The sequence below is a fragment of the Sphingopyxis sp. Soil_C_28 genome (assembly GCF_057657055.1).
On record NZ_JBDGJE010000004.1, the window covers coordinates 382,825 to 400,846 of the forward strand.

Genomic DNA, 18,022 nt, shown 5'->3' on the forward strand with positions numbered 1-18,022 from the left:
GTTCTCGCCCCCCGGCGGGGCGGAAACTACGCCAAAAGGCGTTTCGATATGGTTTACGTCGCGGTAAGTTTTTGCTCGTGCGTCGCCCGCTTGTCGCAGCCGCGCGTCGCGGCTAGGCACGCTGCCAAGGCCGGGCGTGAAAGGATCGAGCGATGAGCAAGGCAATGGGCGACGCGCTGGGGCAGCTGGAAGCGGTCATCCACGAGCGGCTGCGCGCGGGCGATGCCGAAGCCTCCTATGTCGCAAGCCTCGCGGCGAAGGGCCGCGGCAAGATCGCACAGAAACTGGGCGAGGAAGCCGTCGAGGCGGTGATCGCCGCGGTCAGCGAGGACGACCCTGCGCTGATCGGCGAAGCGAGCGACCTCGTCTTCCACCTCTCGATCCTGCTCGCCGAGCGTGGCCTGACATGGGACATGATCGCCGCCGAACTCGGTCGCCGCCACGGCACGTCGGGACACACCGAAAAAGCCGGCCGCCCCCAATAGGCAAGAAGCACAGGAGTTCTCCCATGCCGATCGACGCGACCCTCCCCTATGACGACAGCAACATCTTCGCGCGCATCCTGCGCGGCGAGCTGCCGTCGAAGACCGTGTACGAAGACGAATTCGCGCTCGCCTTTCACGACATCAACCCGCAGGCGCCGCTGCACATCCTCGTGATCCCCAAGGGCGCCTATGTCAGCTGGGACGATTTTTCCGAGCGCGGCAGCGACGCCGAGATCGCGGGCTTCGTTCGCGCGGTCGGCAAGGTCGCGCGCGACGCCGGCCTCGTTGCCCCCGGATACCGCCTGCTCGCCAATGCCGGCCTCGACAGCCATCAGGAAGTGCCGCACCTCCATGTCCACCTCTTCGCGGGGAAAAAGCTCGGGCCGATGCTCGCGCGCTGACATTCGGGCGCTGTCTATGACGGCGGTCACAGCATTTTCCCGAAGCGCGGTTAACCGTGTGCTATAGGCGGCGACGGGTGGACTCTGTTCCCTGTTTCCAGCAGGATAGAAGTTCGGACCGAACGGGGAGTTGATCATGGGTATGCGATGGCGCGCGCTGGCTACAGCATTGGCCGGCAAGGCGAAACTGGCGCTGATCATCCCCCTTGGCCTCGCGATGGCGGCGACCGCCGCCGACACCGTGCCGCAGGTGACGCTTGCGACCCCGGGCAGCTCGGGCACCGGCGACGGCACGATCACGCGCTTCACCTTGCGCTTTTCCGAAGACATGGTCCCCCTCGGCGATCCCCGCGCCCCGGCCCCCGCGACCAACGACTGCAAGCTTCCCGCGACCGGCCGCTGGGTCGACACGCGCACCTGGGTACTCGAATTCGACAAACCGCTTCCCGGCGGTCTCGCCTGCCACGTCGATCTGCGCGAGGGCCTGAAAACCGCGCGCGGCGTTTCGGTGGTCGGCAACAGCCGCTTTGCGCTCGACACCGGCGGCCCCTCGGCGCGCGCGGTGCTGGCGGGCGGAATGTCCGGCGATATCGAGGAGGACCAGATCTTCCTCGTCGCCACCAATGTCGCCGCCGACCGCGCCTCGGTCGGTCGCTACGGCTATTGCGCCGTCGACGGCATCGGCGAGAAGATCCCGCTCGACGTCCTGCCGCGCGACACCGCGACGCAGATTCTGACCGGGCTCGGCGAGAATAACTGGTCGCGCCAGTCGTTCACCGAAGACGCCGGCCTGCCGCAGCGCTTCCCCGCCGCAGGCGCCGACCGCGAAGCCGCGCTCGACCGCATCGTCCCCGTCAAATGCCGCCGCCCGCTGCCGCCGGGCCGGGAGATGGCGCTCGTCTGGGACGCGCGCATTTCGCAAGCCGGCGTCCCCGGCCGCACCGCCGGGCGCGACCAGCGTTTCGACCATGACGTCCGCCCCGCCTTCACCGCGAAAATGTCGTGCAGCCGCATCAATCCGCAGGCGGGCTGCAACCCGATCAAGGATGTGACGCTCAGCTTCGCCTCGCCCGTATCGCGCGAAACGATCCTCGCCGCGACGCTCAACACCGCCGACGGCAAGAAGCTGACGCCGAAGATCGACGACGACGACAAGAATGACGCGTGGCTGACGACCGTCCGCTTCACCGGCCCGCTGCCGCAGAATGTCGACGCGACGCTCGTCCTGCCCGCCGACGTCACCGACCAGAGCGGCCGCAAGCTGCAGAACCAGTCGAACTTCCCGCTGAAATTCCACATCGACCGCGCCCCGCCTTTGGTCAAATTCGCCGCCGAATTCGGCATCCTCGAAGCCGGCGAGGGCGGCGTCCTCCCCGTCACCGTGCGCGGCGTCGAAAGCTCGCTGGTTCAGGCGAATCTCAAAATGCCCGCGACGGCGCTCAAAGTCGGCGACGACGATGCCGCGATCGCGCGCTGGTTGAAGCGCGTCGATGACGCCGACGACACCGACTATCGCGAGGAAAAGGACCGCACCGGCAAAGAGGTCACGGTCAACTACACCGGCACAAAATCGGTCTTCACCGACGCGCCTTCGGGCGGCGAACGCCGCGACATGCAGCTGTCGCCCCCCGGCGGCGGCAAGGAATTCGAAGTCGTCGGCATCCCGCTGACCGAAAAGGGCTTCCACGTCGTCGAGATCGCCAGTCCCGAACTCGGCGCTGCATTGCTCGGCCGCAAGACGACGCGCTACGTCGCGACCGCCGCGCTCGTCACCAATATGGCGGTGCATTTCAAATGGGGCCGCGAAGGCTCACTCGCGTGGGTGACCGCGCTCGACACCGGCCTGCCCGTCGCAGGCGCCGAAATCCGCGTCTCGGACAGCTGCACCGGCCGCCTGCTCGCGCGCGGCAATGCCGACAAGGCGGGACGCCTCGCCTTTGCGGGGGGCCTGCCCCAGCCCGAAACCTATTCGAGTTGCGAAGAAAAGCCCGATCCCGCGTCCAGCGAGGGCCATGCCCTGATGGTCTCGGCGCGCGCGGGCGACGATTTCAGCTTCACCCTCACCGACTGGGGCAACGGCATCCGCCCCTATGACTTCGACCTCCCCTATGGCTGGTCGGAGCGCAGCGACATCCTCCACACCGTCTTCGACCGCGCGCTCGTCAAGGCGGGCGAGACGGTCCACATGAAGCATCTGCTTCGCCGCCCCGTCGGCACCGGCTTCATGACGCCGCAGCCGCTCGCGGGCAAATTGCGCCTCGTCCATCGCGGTTCCGACACCGAATTCGAAATGCCCTTCGCCATCGCGACGACCGGCAGCGGCGAAACGACATGGAACGTCCCCGCCTCGGCGCCGATGGGCGATTATGAACTCGTCTTCGTCACCAAGGACCCAAAAGCCAAGGGGGATGGCGAGGACAAGACGATCTGGTCGGGCCAGTCGGTCAGGGTCGACGAATATCGCCTGCCGACGATGAAGGCGACGGTGACCGGGCCGAAAACGTCACCCGTCCGCCCGACCGCGGTGCCTTTGTCGCTGTTCGTCGGTTATCTCTCGGGCGGTCCCGCCCCCAATATCCCCGTCGAACTGCGCACCAATTTCCAGTCGAGCTGGTCGCCGCCGCAGGATTATAGGGATTGGGATTTCGACGGCCAGCCGGTGAAGGAAGGCGTCGTCCAGCTCGACGACAGCGGCGACGAGCCCAGCGCAGACCTGCCGCTCGCACGCTCGGTGCCGCTCAAGCTCGACGCCAATGGCGCCGCGACGACCAGCATCGCGGTCGACCAGCCGATCACCGAACCGACGCTGATGGCGGTCGAAATGGATTATGAGGATGCCAATGGCGAGACGCTGACCTCCAGCCGCCGCATCACCCTCTATCCCTCCGCCGTCCGCCTCGGGCTCAAGACCGACGGCTGGCTGATGCGCGACAACGACCTGCGCCTCAATTTCATCGCGCTCGACTTGGGCGGCAAGCCGATTTCGGGCCAGCGCGTGCAGGTCGCGCTCTATAACCGCGAAATCATCACCGCGCGGCGCCGCCTGATCGGCGGCTTCTACGCTTACGACAACCAGATGCGTACCACGCGCCTCGAAACGACCTGCTCGGCAACCACCGACAAGCTCGGCCGCGCGAGCTGCGCGATGGCGCCCGGCATCTCGGGCGAAGTCACTGTGGTCGCGACAACGCAAGACGCCGACGGCAATGAAGCCCGCGCGGTGCGCTCGGTCTGGCTCGCGGGCGACAATGAATGGTGGTTCGGCGGCGACAATGGCGACCGCATGGACGTGATCGCCGAAAAGCCGCGCTATGCCGCGGGCGACACCGCCAGCTTCCAGGTCCGCATGCCGTTCCGCGAAGCGACTGCTCTCGTCACCGTCGAACGCGAAGGTGTGCTGTCGAGCTTCGTCGTGCCGCTGAAGGGCACCAACCCTGTCGTGAAGGTCAAGCTTCCCGCGACCTATGCGCCCGACGTCTATGTCTCGGTGATGGCCGTGCGCGGCCGCGTCACCGGCGGCGAAAGCTGGTTCCGGACGATGAAACGCGCGGTCGGTTTCAAGATCGAGAATAGCGAGGGCGCTCCGCCCACCGCGCTCGTCGACCTCGCCAAGCCGAGCTATCGCATGGGCATCGCGCGCATCAAGGTCGGCTGGGAAGGCCATCAGCTCGGCGTCAAGGTAAAGGCCGACAAGGAGAAATACTCGGTCCGCGAAACCGCGAAGGTCGCGATCGAAGTCAAGACTCCGGGCGGCAAGGCGCCGAAGAACGCCGATGTCGCCTTCGCGGCGGTCGATGAAGCGCTGCTCCAGCTTGCCCCCAACGAAAGCTGGCAGGTCATCGACGCGATGATGGGCGAACGCACCCTCGACGTGCTCACCTCGACCGCGCAGATGCAGGTCGTCGGCAAGCGCCATTATGGCCGCAAGGCGCTCGAACCGGGCGGCGGCGGCGGCGGCGATCTTTCGGGGCTGACCCGCGAGGATTTCCGTCCGGTGCTGCTGTGGAAGGGCAATGTGCCGCTCGACAGCAAGGGCCGCGCGACCGTCGACGTCCCCCTGTCCGACAATCTGTCGGGCTTCCGCCTCGTCGCCATCGCGACCGACGGATCGCAATATTTCGGGACCGGCGAAACCACCGTCCGCACCGTGCAGGATCTCGGCATCTTTGCCGGCATGCCCGAACTGGTGCGTACCGGTGACACTTATGATGCGCGCTTCACGCTGCGCAACGGCACCGACAAGCCGATGGAGGTCACCGCGACCCCGACGCTGTCGCCCGCCGTCGCGACCGCGCCGCCGCTGACCGTCACCATCCCCGCGGGCGGGGCCGTACCGATCAGCTGGTCGATGACCGCGCCCGAACAGACCGGCCCGATCGAATGGACGGTCGAGGCGGTCGCCAAGGGCGGCAAGCAACGCGACCGGCTGGTCTTCGCGCAGCAGGTCGACCCCGCAATCCCGGTCGAAACCTGGGCCGCCAGCCTGTTCCGCGTCGGCCCGAACACGACGCTGCCGATCGCGATCCCGATGGGCGCGCTGCCCGGCGGTTATGTCGACGTCGCGCTCGCGGGCACGCTTGCGCCGCCCTTGTCGGGGGTGCGCGATTATATGAGCGCCTATCCGTACAACTGCTTCGAACAGTCGACCTCGCGCGCGATCGCGCTCGGCGACCTCGGCCGCTGGCAGGCGCTGGCCGGCGCGATGCCGACCTATCTCGATAATGATGGTCTGCTCCGTTACTGGCCGAACGAGCGCATGGAGGGGTCGATCGAACTCACCGCCTATGTGCTCAGCATCACCGCGGCGAACGGCTTTGCGATCCCCGAGGCGTCGAAGGCCAGGATGGTCAAGGCGCTGCAGGCGGTCGTCGACGGGCGCCTGACGCGCAAGGGTTACGGCCCCTACGACATCCGCCCGGTCCGCATCGCGGCGCTGGCGGCGCTCGCGCGCAACAATGCGTCGAGTGCACAGCTGGTCGCAGCGATCGATGTCGCGCCGATCGACATGGCCACCGGCACCCTTGCCGACTGGCTCGTTGCCATCGAACGCACCCCCGGCGTGCGGAATGCCCCCGCGCTGCGCACCGCAGCCGAGGCCGAGCTGCGCAAGCGTCTCGTCTATGAAGGCACGCGTCTCGACCTCGTCGATGATGCCAAGGCACCCTGGTGGATGATGACCAGCGGCGACGAAATGGCGATCAAAGCCTTGGAAGCCGTGCTCGGCCGCAAGGGTTGGGAAGATGACGCGGGCAAGCTGATGGTCGGCGTCGCGCAGCGTCAGCGCAAGGGTCATTGGGACACCACCCCCGCCAACGCTTGGGGAGCGGTGACCGTTCGCCGCTTCGCCGAACTCTATCCGGCGAACGCGATCACCGGCGTCACAAATATCAGCCTGTCGGGCAGCACGGCGTCGCAAAGCTGGCCGCTGCCCGCCGACCCGGTCTCGCCGCTTCGTGTCGCGCTGAACGCTGCCACGATGAGCCTCAAGCATGAGGGCACCGGCTCGCCATGGGCGACGGTCAGCGTCAAGGCCGCGGTCCCGCTCAAGGAACCGCTCAACGCAGGCTACCGGATCAAGCGTTCGGTCAGCATCGTCAAGGCGGCGAACAAGGACCGGCTGACGCGCGGCGACGTGATCAAGATACGGATCGAGGTCGTCGCGGCCGCGGGCCGGACGTGGGTCGTGATCAACGATCCGATCGCCCCCGGCGCGACGATCGTCGGCAACCTCGGCGGCCAGTCCGAAATGCTCGCCGATCAGGCGAGCGGATCGGGCGCGCAGCCAAGCTATGTCGAGCGCGGCAAGGACAGCTGGCGCGGCTATTTCGGCTGGATGCCCGCGGGCACCCACGCGGTCGAATATGTCGTGCGCTTGAACGGCTCGGGCAAATTCACCCTGCCGCCGACGCGCGTCGAGGCGATGTACTCGCCCGCGATCCGCGGCCAGTGGCCGAACGCTCCGATGACGATCGCCAGCGTCGGCCAGTGATGATCGGCTGCGGACGGATAAGATCCTCCCTGTCGCGCAGCGATGGGGAGGTGGCAGCGAGAAGCGCTGACGGAGGGGCTTTGGCGCAGCGTCGCGCCCCCTCCACCCCCGCCTGCGGCGGCGGTCCCCCTCCCCATGGCTTCGCCACGGGGAGGATCGTTTAGGCCTCGCGATCCATGACCGCCCGACCCCGCTGGCGCGCCATCCTCGCATGGCTCGCCCTCGCCCTGCTCATCCTCACGACGGCGGCGCACCTCGCCACCCGCCCGCCCCCCATGCCCGCCTATGCTGACGTGCGCGCCGACTGGCAGCCCAGCGAAGCCTGGCTCTACGACCGCGACGGCCGGTTGCTGGACAGCGAGCGCGTGAATTTCGAGCGCCGCCGCCTCGCCTGGGTGCCGCTGAAAGAGATCAGCCCCGCGGTCCGCAAGGCGGTGGTGCAAAGCGAGGATCGGCGATTCTGGTCGCACGGCGGGGTCGACTGGCTCGCGATCGCCAGCGCGGTCCGCGGGCGCTTGGCGATGGGGGGGACCGGCAGCCGCTCGCGCGGCGCCTCGACGCTGCCGATGCAGCTCGCCGCCTTCCTCGACCCCAGCCTCGCGCAGCCCGGCAAGCGCGACTGGCGCACCAAGATCCGTCAGATGCGCGCCGGACAGGCACTCGCCGCGAACTGGTCGCATGACGAAATGCTCGAGGCCTATTTCAACCTCCTGCCCTTGCGCGGCGAGGCACAGGGTATCGGGGCGGGCGCGCAAAGCCTGTTCGGCAAACGCCCCGCCGAAATGACCCGCACCGACGCCGCGCTCTTCGCGGGCCTTCTCCCCAACCCCACCGCCAGCGCCGACGCGCTCGGCCGCCGCGCGTGCCGGGTGGCGCAAACAAAGGACTGCACCGCGATCCGCGCCGCCGCCGCGACGCTCGTCTCGGGCGAACATGTTGCGCGCTTCGACCCCGCGCTCGCGCCCCACCTCGCCGTCCGCCTGCTCGACAAGCCCGGCAAGCGCGTCACCACAACCATCGACCGCCGCATCCAGGCCGCCGCGATCGTCGCCTTGCGCCGCCAGCTTGCGGGGCTCGGCTCGGACCGCGTGCGCGACGGCGCGGTCGTCGTGCTCGACAATGCCACCGGCGAGGTGCTCGCCTATGTCGGCGGCGTCGGCCTGAAATCGACCGCGGCGTCGGTCGACGGCGCCAACGCGCGGCGGCAGGCGGGATCGACGCTCAAGCCGCATCTCTATGCACAGGTGATCGAACATGGCTGGCTCACCGCCGCGTCGATCCTCGACGACAGCCCGGTCCAGCTCGATACGGCTTCGGGATTGTACGTGCCCAAAAACTACGACCATAGCTTCAAGGGGCCGGTCAGCGTCCGCCACGCGCTCGCGTCGTCGCTCAACGTTCCCGCGGTCCGCGCCCTCGTCATCGACGACGTCCAGCAGTTCCGCGACCGCCTCTGGGCGCTCGGCTACCACGGTCTTGTCGAGGACGGCGAATATTATGGCTTCAGCCTGGCACTTGGCTCGGCCGAAGTGTCCTTGGTAGAACAGGCCAACGCATTCAGAACATTCGCAAATATGGGTAAGTGGTCGCCTGTCACCTACCTCGCTACGCGGCACCTTCGCCAACATCCGCCGCGCCAGATCGTCAACCCCGCCGCCGCCTTCATCGTCGGCGACATCCTCGCCGACGCCTCCGCCCGCACCGACGCTTTCGGCTCCGACAGCGCGCTGCGCCTCCCCTTCTGGGCCGCCGCCAAGACCGGCACCTCGAAAGGCATGCGCGACAATTGGTGCATCGGCTGGTCCGACCGCTTCACCGTCGCCGTCTGGGTCGGCAATCTCGAGGGCGATTCGATGCGTGCCGTCTCGGGCACCTCGGGCGCCGCACCCGTCTGGCGCGACGTGATGCTCGCACTCCACGCGGGCAGACCCGGCAAGCCGCCGACGATGCCCGAAGGCGTCGAAGCGCGCCAGATCGCGCTCCCCGGCACCCGCGAACCGCCGCGCCGCGAATATTTCCTGCGCGGTACCGCCCAAACCGAAATGGCGGCGGCGCCCCAAGCCGCGCGCCGCCCGCGCATCACCAGCCCGGTCAGCGGCAGCGTCTATGCGCTCGATCCCGACATCCCGATCGGCCGCCAGCGGCTGGCGGTTACCGTCAGCGGCTCGGTCGCCGGCTATCGCCTGATCCTTGACAAAAAACCCCTCGGCGACGCCGACGCGGGGCAACAGATATTGCCGCGCCCCGGCAGCCACATGCTCGCGCTCGTTGATCCGGGCGGCCGAATGATTGATCGCGTGCGCTTTACCGTACGGTAAGCCACATCGGGCCCTGAAATTAAGTTGCGCTGACGCGCGGAGCGGCTAGTCTGCCCCGCCATGAGACGGGCGGCAGTTCAGCCGCTCCCAAGGGGAAGACTATGCTATTTGACCGCGTAAAGTCGTTGGATGCCATTTTGGCGACAGCGGAGAAAAAGTCGCTTACGCGCACATTGGGCGCCTTTCAGCTCACCATGCTGGGAATCGGCGCCGTGATCGGGACCGGGATTTTCGTGCTGACCGCCGAGGCCGCGCAAAAAGCGGGGCCGGGCATGATGATCAGCTTCATCATCGCCGGCTTCGTCTGCGCCTTTGCAGCGCTCTGTTATGCAGAAATGGCCTCGATGGTCCCCGTGTCGGGATCGGCCTACACCTATAGCTATGCCGTGATGGGCGAACTGATCGCCTGGATGGTCGGCTGGGCGCTGATCCTCGAATATGCCGTCGCGGCGGGCGCGGTTTCGGTCGGCTGGTCGGGATATGTCGTTGGCTTGATAGAGCATAGTTTCGGTATAGACATACCTGCCAAATTCGTGCTCGGGCCGTTCGACGGCGGCTTGATCAACCTGCCGGCGATGTTCATCGCCGGACTGGTCACCATGCTTCTCGTTATCGGCACGCGCGAATCCGCAACGATCAACGCGTTTCTTGTTGTCATCAAGGTCGCCGCGCTGACCCTCTTCATCGTCCTCGCCGTTCCGGTGATGAATATGGAGAATTTCGAGCCCTTCGCACCGCTCGGCTTTGCCGGCATCGGCGCGGCGGCCGCGTCGATCTTCTTTGCTTATGTGGGCTTCGACGCGGTCTCGACCGCGGCCGAGGAGACCAAAAATCCGCAGCGCAACATGCCGATCGGCCTGATCGGCAGCCTTGCCATCTGCACCATCTTCTACCTGCTCGTCGCCGCTGGCGTCATCGGCTCGGTCGGCGCACAGCCGGTCGGCATCGATGCCGCCGCCAAGCATGCGCTCGAACCCGGTAGCCGCGAACTGGCTGCCGCGTGCGGCGCGATCGGCGATCAGGCCGTGGTCTGCTCGAAGGAAGCCCTGGCGTGGACCATGCGTGAAATCGGCTGGCCGCAGGTCGGCAATCTGATCGGCCTCGCCGCCGGCCTCGCGCTGCCTTCGGTCATCCTGATGATGATGTTCGGCCAGACCCGCATCTTCTTCGTCATGAGCCGCGACGGCCTGCTGCCTAAAGCCTTCTCGAAGATCCATCCGAAGTTCAACACGCCGCACGTGATCACGATCATCACGGGTATCGCGGTCGCGCTGTTCGCCGCCTTCTTCCCTGTCGGGCAGCTGGCGAATATCTCGAACTCGGGTACGCTGTTCGCCTTTGCTGCGGTGTCGATCGCGGTGATGGTCATCCGCAAAACCGACCCGGCCCGCCATCGCCCGTTCAAGACGCCGCTGATCTATGTCACGGCGCCGATCGCGATCCTTGGCTGCCTCTACCTGTTCTTCAACCTCGACCAGAAGAGTATCAACCTCTTCCTGATCTGGGCTGCGATCGGCCTGGTCGTTTATTTCGCTTACAGCCGCAAGCGCAGCCATGTCGGGCAGGGCCATATCGAAGTGCATGAAGACGATGCCGACGCGCCCCCGCCGCCGGTTCCGCCGGCGCCGTCGTTCAACTGACGGTTCGAGCCAATAAAGGGAAAGGGGGCTTCGGCCCCCTTTCTTTTTGTCGGGCCCACCGCATGGGCCCATGGCGCTGACAACCTGAGGCGGACAATTGTGATCATCCCCGTGGGGAACAGCGGCGAAGGGAACTGCCGCGAAGCGGTTGGTAGAGAGGAATGACCTCAGCACTTCAGGCTGCCACTTCCCTATGTCCGCAGCCCGGCGAATCTCCCTTATCTTCAGCCCGGATCAAGTCCTGGGTGACGATAATTGGTTGCAGCTCACCACCCCGACCCGGGCGACCGTTCTAGCGCACGCCGATTATGGCCGTCAGAACGGACTTTTCGGCGCGGTTCCCGGCCGGGTGAACAGCTTGCCGCGCTCGGCCCAGAAGACCAGCCCCAGGCCCACGACGGCGCTGACAAGAAACGCATAGGCAAGCGGCAGAGTGGTCCCGTTATATTGCTGGCCGATCAACGCACCGACAACCGCCGCGAGCAACGTCTTGGCAAAGCTTTGATAGGAAGATGCGACCCCGGCCATATGGCCGAAATCTTCCATCGCGATCGACCCGAAGTTGCTGCCGATAAAGCCGATCAGACCGACATTCACCATCATCAGCGCGGTGAACATCCACAATGTTTCGGCTCCGCTCAGCGCTGCGACGATTTGCAAGACCGATGTCGCCATGAACGCGAAAACAGCGGTTTGCGAAACACGCCGGGCGCCGAAACGTTCGACGATCGCCGCGTTGGAAAAATTGGCAATGGCGATGCCGATAGCGACGCAAGCAAAGATCAGCGGGAAGAGCGTTTGCGCGTCGAACACCTCGGCGATGATCTGCTCGCTGCTATTGAGATAGCCGTAAAGCGAGCCCTGCATCATGCCCGAGGCGATCATATAGCCCGCGGCGCGGCGATGGCGCGTGACCGTCGCCCAACCCGCCAGCATCGTCCGCCAGTCGAGCGGTCGCACGTCGCCGGGTTCGAGCGTTTCCGGAAGACGCCGAAGCCAGAGCAGCATCACGAGGCCCATCACGGCGAGAACGATGAAAATCGCGCGCCAGCCTGCGATCGCCGCAACCCCCGCACCGATCGTCGGCGCGATGATCGGCACGATCATGAAGACGAGGAAGATGAGCGACAGGCGCTTCGCCATCGCATCGCCCGAAAACAGGTCGCGGATGACGGCAACAACGATAACGCCAAGCGCCGCGCTGATCAGGCCATGTCCGAAGCGGAGGGCGAGCAGCATCGGAAAGCTTGTCGCCAGACCGCAGCCGATTGAAAAGACCACATAGGCAAGCAACGCCGGCACCAGCACACCCTTGCGTCCGAACCGGTCGGCCAGCGGGCCATAGACCAGCGAGCCGAAGCCGATCCCGAGCAGATAGATGGAAATCACATATTGGCGGTCGTTCGCGACCGCGACGCCCAACCCTCTGCCGATCGCGGGTAGCGCCGGCAGCATCGCGTCGATGGCGAGTGCGTTGAGCGCCATCACCATGGCCATCATGACCACCATTTCGCGTTCGCCCGGGAGACCCGACCGCTGAGAAGATTGAGAGATATCGTGCATTGCGTCAGGCTATGCGCCGCCGACGCTGGTTTGAATAGTCCCCGAGCGTCGAAAAGCGCCCGCAATGCTATGCAAAGAAAAGGGCCGCTCCCGGGGGAACGGCCCTTCAATTCACGCAGAGACGGCGATCAGCCCTGGCGGGTGCCGGTCATCGCCATCGAACCGAACGCACCAGCCTTGATCGTGCCGGTCAGCGCGTCGCCGTCGATCGTCGCTTCGCACTCGAGCGCCATCGGCATCGGCACCTTCATGTTCATGGTCCAGGTCAGCTTGTTGCCGTCGACCTTGCCATTTTCGACATCGAGCGAACCCATTGCGCCGGCATTCTGCCCTGTGAAGCTGCCGCCGTCGCTGCTGACGGTGAACACCGACTTCTGGTCGCCCATCGGCGACTTGGTTACGCAATCATAGCTGCCATCGACTTGAGACATCTGGGCTCTCCTTACTGAAACTGATGTTAGTTATCGAGGGACACCGTTTCCACCGGCAGACCCAATCCGTCAAGCTGCGGTTTTACGACCGCGGCGTCACCAACAACAACATAAACGAGATCGTCGGTGCTGAGTGCCTTTCGGCCCGCCGCGTCGATTTCGGCTGCGGTCATCGCCTCGTACGTCGTGGGCAGCGTTTCATAATAATTGTCGGGGCGGCCAAACTTCACGATCTGCCTGAGGCCCCCAAGCACGTCGCCCGAGGTTTCGAAGCTGCCGGGCAATTCGCGGACGTTCCCGTTGATCGTGCGCTCCAGCTCCTCCTTCGTCACGCCCTTGTCGCCAAGGAAGCTTTTGAGGTCGCTCTGCAGCTCTTTGATCGAATCGCCCGTGCGGTCGGCCTGCACCGGCGCAGAGGCAACCCACGTCAAACGGTCCTGGTCGCCCGAGATGCGGCTGCGCACGCCGTACGACCAGCCCTTCGTCTCGCGCAAATTGGTGTTGAAGCGCGACAGGAAGTTACCGCCGAAAATATCATTCGCCGAGCGCAGAACTTCCAGCTCGTCGCCGCCCTTGGCGCTCAGCACCTTGCCTGCGAGAATCACCGACTGCGGCGATTTGGGGCGGTCGAACAGTAGGATGCGTGGCTTCGGTGCCGGAATCGCGATGTCGAAATTCTTGACCGGCTTCGCGGCAGCGGGCGCCTGCCATTGACCCAGGGTCGCGTCGAGCTGCTTCTTTACCTCGGCCAGCGTCGTGTCGCCGACGACGAAGATGCGTGCATTGTCGGGGCGAATCCACGCCGCATGGAAATCTGCGAGCTGGCTCTGCGTCACGGCCTTCACCGACGCGGTATTGCCAAGGCCCGATGGCGGAATGCCATAGGGATGGTCGGCGCCATAGAGCACCGGCGTGAGCACGCGCGACGCGATCGCGCCGGGATTGTTAAGCTCCGCCTTCAACCGGTTGAGCTGCTGCGCGCGCACGCGCTCCAGTTCCTTGCCGTCGAACGCCGGGTTGCGGATATAGTCGGCAAGCAGGCCCAGCGAGGCACGAAGGTTCGGCTTAAGCGCAAACAGGCTGAACACCGTTTCGTCGGCATTGGCGGTGGCGTCGATCTGCGCACCGAGCCGCTCCTTCGCTTCGGCGAAGGCGATCGAATCGAGGCTCTTCGTCCCTTCGTCCATCAGGCTGAGCATCAGCGACTGGGTGCCGAGCGCATTGTGCGGATCCGCGGCATAGCCGGCGTCGAAGCTCACCGCGACATTGACCGTCGGCACCGTCGTGCGCCGCGCGAAAACGACCTCGACACCGTTTTTCAGCTTGGTGCGTTCAATCGCGGGGAAATCGAGCGCGGTGAGATCGGCGACCGCCGGAAGCTGCGAACGATCGGCGAAAGACAAAGCACCGCCGGTGTCGGGGCCGACATCGCCCAGCGCCTCGTTCCAGTAACGGTCGGGCTGGATCGGGGCACTGACCTTGCCGGTTGTCACCGCGCCGCCGCGGTTCTCGCCGCCCTCAGTACGCTCGCCGGGGGTGTAGGTCAGCGAAAATGCAGGTCGCGACAGCCACTTCTGCGCAACAGCCTTCACCTGCTCGGGCGTGGCCTTCGCCATCCGGTCGAGCTCGACCTTGTAATAAGCGGGATTATTCGAATAAAGCGCGCCCTCGGCAAGTGTCACTGCCTTCCCGCCAAAGCCCCCGACCGATTCGAGGCCGGCGATCGTCCCGGCCAGATAGCTGGCGGCGGTCCGTTGCAACTCGTCGGCCGTCGGGCCGCTGGCGAGGAAGCTTGCGATTTCCTCGTCGAGCCGCTTCGCGACGAGTTGGGCTTCGACACCCGGCTTCACATCGGCTTGCACCAGCAGGATACCCGCATCCTCGAACGGTTGTGCAACCGCCGAAACGCTCACCGCGACCGGATCCTTGCGCACCAGCGCATTGTCGAGACGCGAAGACGACAGGCCGCCGAGTACGCTCATTGCCATCTGAAGCGGCACCGCTTCTGGATCGTTGAGCCCGGGGATCGCCCACATGCGATAGATGCGCGTCGTCGGGACGAGGTCCTTGACCTCTTTCGCCAGCAGCGCAGGCAGCGTCGGAACCGACGTTTTGGGCGCCGCGATCTCGGGACCGCGCGGGATGTCGCCAAACCACTCCTGCACCTTGGCTTTGGCGGTCGCGACATCAACGTCGCCTGCCAGCACCAACACGGCATTGTTCGGGCCGTAATTGTCGGTGAACCACTTCTTCACGTCGCCGAGGCTGGCCGAATTCAGGTCGCCCATCGAACCGATCGTGCTGTGATGATAGGGGTGCCCGGTCGGGAAAAGATTTTCGAAAATCTCGTACCGCAGCAGGCCATAGGGATTGTTGTCGCCCTGCCGCTTTTCATTCTGGACCACGCCCCGCTGGTTATCGAGCTTTTCCTGCGTCACCGCGCCGAGCAGATGCCCCATGCGGTCGCTTTCGAGGAACAGCGCGCGGTCGAGCGCGCCGGTCGGCACGGTTTCGAAATAATTGGTGCGGTCGACGTTGGTCGTCCCGTTGCTGTCGGTCGCGCCGACCTGTTGCAGCGGTTCAAAGAAATCGCCGGGCGAATTTTCGGACCCGTTGAACATCAGATGCTCGAACAGATGGGCAAAGCCCGTCTTGCCCTTGGGCTCATGCTTCGAACCGACGCGGTACCAGACCGACACCGCGACGACAGGGGCCTTGCGATCTTCGTGCACGATGACACGCAGCCCGTTGTCGAGGGTGAAGGCTTCGTAGGGAATATCGACCGCTTTCACCAGGTCAGCGATCGGGGCGGCGGCGGCTTTCGCCTTGGCGAACGCAGGGCCCGCAGCGACGAGCGACGTGGTGACTGCCAAGGCGAGTGCGAAACGATGGAAACGGGGCATGAAAATCCTCTTATACGGGCACAGGCCTCTTATGCCTGCTTGCGACCGGGTGCCGGAGGGCACTGTATCAACGGTTTAGGACAGCGCTTTCGGGCTTTCAAGGCCGATAGAATCGCGCTCCGCTTGCCTTCAACGCCGCCGGATCGAACAGGACGGGCTTGAGCTTGTGGGCGACGAAAAGCGGCGCCTGATCATTATAGTGCGGGCTTGCGGGCCGCGTCGTCGCCGACCCGAACGGCTGGATCGATTCCGACCGCACGCGCCCGTCCTTGTCCCACGTCACGAACATGATGAAGCTGTCGCCATGCCGGACCTTCAACCGTCCATCCGGTTCGGCATCCCATAAAGTCGAGGCACGCACCGTATCGTTACCGCCGTCGAGCGGCAGATCGACGCGCCTCGCTCCTTCGCCGTGGCGCAGCCGCAGCACGGTACCCAGCTTGGGATCGAGCCCGCCGAAATGATCCTGCAAATGCGCAACCGTCTCTTTCAGCACGGTGCGCGGGTCGGGCGCCGCGCGGCGCTGGTAATGGCTGCCGTTCGCCGGGCGAAGCACCATCAGCGCGAGCGCATCGCCCTTCCCCTTGCCGTCAAGGTTCCAATCCCAGCGGCGGAGCAAATTCTGCGCTTTGCGGAGCGCGGGATCATCCTTCGTGTCAAGCGCGAGCAGCCGGTTCATCCATGCCGCTGCATAGCCCGACTTCGCATAGGCGGTGTCATATTTGATCGCTTTCAACCGCGCCTCGTCGATCTGCCCCGGCGCCTCGAACAACGTGATCAGCCGCGTCGCGCGATTGGTCATATCGTCCTCGACCCCGAGCAACGGCGAGAAAGCCGCCGCATCGAGCTCGTCGCCCGGCCCCGCTGCGACCCACGGCGTGTTGTTCGCGTTCATCACATAGCCCGAGCGCGGATTGACCAAAGTCGGCACGCGGTCGAATGGCAATGTCTTGGTCCACAGATCAGCGGACGTGTCACCGGGCAACACGCCACGCCAGTTGAACCCCGCCTGCCGGTCGGGGAACATCGCGTTGTAGAAAAGCCCGATATTGCCCTTGGCGTCGGCATAGATGAAATTGGTCGCGGGCACGCCCTGCCCCGCCATCGCAGCGCGCCATTCAGCGAAGCTCTTCGCCTTGTTCAGCCGGTAATATTGGGTGACCATATTCGCTTGGTCGATCCCGGCGTAGCGGATCGCAAATGCGCCCTTTTCATTCTTCACCACCGGCCCGTGGACCGAGCGATAGATGGTGCGCGGCACCGGCAGCACGAACGGCCCGAACTTGACCTTCAGCCAGACACGCTTTTCCTCGAGCGGCCGCCACGCTCCGTCGAAGCGATATTTCTTGTCGCTGTCGTCGAGCACCAGCTTGTAGACGTCGATCAGATCGGGCCGGTTCACCGTATTGGTCCAGCCGAGATATTTATTGTGGCCAAGGAAGGGATAGGGCGAGCCGGGGAAGTTCGCGCCCGCGAAATCCCACCCCTCTTCCGAATGGACGACCAGTTCGTACCAGGCGACGCCGCCGGTCCATGGCTGGTGCGAGTTCGACACGAGTCGCGTCGCGCCATCGGTCGAGCGCGCGGGGGCGACCGCCATGCCGTTCGACCCATTGTCGGCGGGATCGGTGCCGACCGGGGTCAGTTCGCGCGGGACCAGCTTGCCGGTCGCATCAAGCGCGGGGCCGCCCTCACGGCCGATCGGCTTGTCCTCGACCAGCGATCCCAGCACTGAATCGAGCCCGAAGAAAAAGGGCGAACGCAGCACGAAGCCAGCGACGACATCCTCGCCGGTCACCGGGAACAGGCCCGTCAGCCGCACCTCGCCGGGATGCTTGTCGGCATAATGGTTGAGCCCCGCAGCGTATGCGGTGAACAGCTTTTGCACGTCGGCGGGCAAGCGCGGCCAGTCGCGCGCGGTCGTCGTGCGGATGTCGAGCAGCGCCGCAGCATAATCGACCTTCGCGCCATCCTGACCCAGCATTGCCCCGGCGCGCCCGCGCGTCATCGCAAGCACCTCCTGTAGCGTCGAAAAATCATCTTCGGCATGCGCATAGGCGACGCCATAGGCGACGTCGGCATCGGTCTTTCCGAAGATATGCGGCACACCGAACTTGTCGCGCGCGATACGGACGTCGGTGGGCTTGAAGGCAGGCGCTGCGGGCGCCTCAGCTGTGAGCGGCTCCCAGAGCGCGAGCGAGGCGGCGGTGACCACCAGAAACAGCAGGAAACCCAGCAAAATCCGTCGCAACATCTCTGGTCCTCTTCGGTGCGTCGCCCGCAAGGCTATGT

At 65.4% G+C, this 18,022-nt stretch carries 9 protein-coding genes; 5 read left to right on the forward strand and 4 right to left on the reverse strand.

The genetic code is table 11. From position 1 onward, the window contains the following. The first annotated feature begins 152 nt into the window (after nucleotides 1-152). The 5 genes from AC3A43_RS19160 to AC3A43_RS19180 all read left to right on the forward strand — a co-directional run bounded on the left by AC3A43_RS19160 (nucleotide 153) and on the right by AC3A43_RS19180 (nucleotide 10,833). The gene (locus tag AC3A43_RS19160; RefSeq protein WP_487794157.1) at nucleotides 153-485 is read left to right on the forward strand and encodes a phosphoribosyl-ATP diphosphatase; all 333 of its coding nucleotides are present in this window, start codon (nucleotides 153-155) and stop codon (nucleotides 483-485) included. Between the two features lie 23 nt (nucleotides 486-508). After that, complete coding sequence (locus tag AC3A43_RS19165; RefSeq protein WP_487794158.1) at nucleotides 509-886, forward strand: histidine triad nucleotide-binding protein; 378 nt, start codon at nucleotides 509-511, stop codon at nucleotides 884-886. 136 nt (nucleotides 887-1,022) lie between these two features. Further along, a complete protein-coding gene (locus AC3A43_RS19170) occupies nucleotides 1,023-6,875 on the forward strand; it encodes an alpha-2-macroglobulin family protein (protein ID WP_487794159.1) in 5,853 nt (1,950 codons plus the stop codon). A 176-nt stretch (nucleotides 6,876-7,051) separates the two neighbouring features. Then, nucleotides 7,052-9,193 (forward strand): penicillin-binding protein 1C, encoded by a 2,142-nt coding sequence (gene pbpC, locus AC3A43_RS19175; protein WP_487794160.1) that lies wholly within the window; start codon nucleotides 7,052-7,054, stop codon nucleotides 9,191-9,193. A 101-nt stretch (nucleotides 9,194-9,294) separates the two neighbouring features. Continuing rightward, on the forward strand, nucleotides 9,295-10,833 hold the full coding sequence (locus AC3A43_RS19180) for an amino acid permease (RefSeq protein ID WP_487794161.1): 1,539 nt from the start codon (nucleotides 9,295-9,297) through the stop codon (nucleotides 10,831-10,833). A 315-nt stretch (nucleotides 10,834-11,148) separates the two neighbouring features. Here the strand turns inward: AC3A43_RS19180 and AC3A43_RS19185 are convergent, their stop codons facing one another. From AC3A43_RS19185 to AC3A43_RS19200, 4 genes are all read right to left on the reverse strand, one after another. Further along, nucleotides 11,149-12,342, reverse strand: coding sequence for a multidrug effflux MFS transporter (locus AC3A43_RS19185; RefSeq protein ID WP_487794162.1), 1,194 nt, complete (start codon nucleotides 12,340-12,342; stop codon nucleotides 11,149-11,151). A 182-nt stretch (nucleotides 12,343-12,524) separates the two neighbouring features. Further along, on the reverse strand, nucleotides 12,525-12,827 hold the full coding sequence (locus AC3A43_RS19190) for a hypothetical protein (protein ID WP_487794163.1): 303 nt from the start codon (nucleotides 12,825-12,827) through the stop codon (nucleotides 12,525-12,527). Nucleotides 12,828-12,853: 26 nt separating this feature from the next. Next, nucleotides 12,854-15,730 carry a M16 family metallopeptidase gene (locus AC3A43_RS19195; protein WP_487794164.1) on the reverse strand — a complete coding sequence of 959 codons (2,877 nt, stop codon included), beginning with the start codon at nucleotides 15,728-15,730 and terminating at the stop codon, nucleotides 12,854-12,856. A gap of 97 nt (nucleotides 15,731-15,827) precedes the next feature. Further along, entirely contained in the window at nucleotides 15,828-17,984 is a 2,157-nt protein-coding gene (locus AC3A43_RS19200) for an acylase (RefSeq protein WP_487794165.1), read from the reverse strand. Nucleotides 17,985-18,022 lie beyond the last annotated feature (38 nt).

Bases quoted from the DNA above. Each gene is read 5' to 3' on its own strand.
- AC3A43_RS19165 (WP_487794158.1), top strand. From the start codon at position 509: ATGCCGATCGACGCGACCCTCCCCTATGACGACAGCAACATCTTCGCG.
- AC3A43_RS19195 (WP_487794164.1), bottom strand. From the start codon at position 15,730: ATGCCCCGTTTCCATCGTTTCGCACTCGCCTTGGCAGTCACCACGTCG.
- AC3A43_RS19190 (WP_487794163.1), bottom strand. From the start codon at position 12,827: ATGTCTCAAGTCGATGGCAGCTATGATTGCGTAACCAAGTCGCCGATG.
- AC3A43_RS19170 (WP_487794159.1), top strand. From the start codon at position 1,023: ATGGGTATGCGATGGCGCGCGCTGGCTACAGCATTGGCCGGCAAGGCG.
- AC3A43_RS19160 (WP_487794157.1), top strand. From the start codon at position 153: ATGAGCAAGGCAATGGGCGACGCGCTGGGGCAGCTGGAAGCGGTCATC.
- AC3A43_RS19200 (WP_487794165.1), bottom strand. From the start codon at position 17,984: ATGTTGCGACGGATTTTGCTGGGTTTCCTGCTGTTTCTGGTGGTCACC.
- AC3A43_RS19180 (WP_487794161.1), top strand. From the start codon at position 9,295: ATGCTATTTGACCGCGTAAAGTCGTTGGATGCCATTTTGGCGACAGCG.
- pbpC (WP_487794160.1), top strand. From the start codon at position 7,052: ATGACCGCCCGACCCCGCTGGCGCGCCATCCTCGCATGGCTCGCCCTC.
- AC3A43_RS19185 (WP_487794162.1), bottom strand. From the start codon at position 12,342: ATGGTGGTCATGATGGCCATGGTGATGGCGCTCAACGCACTCGCCATC.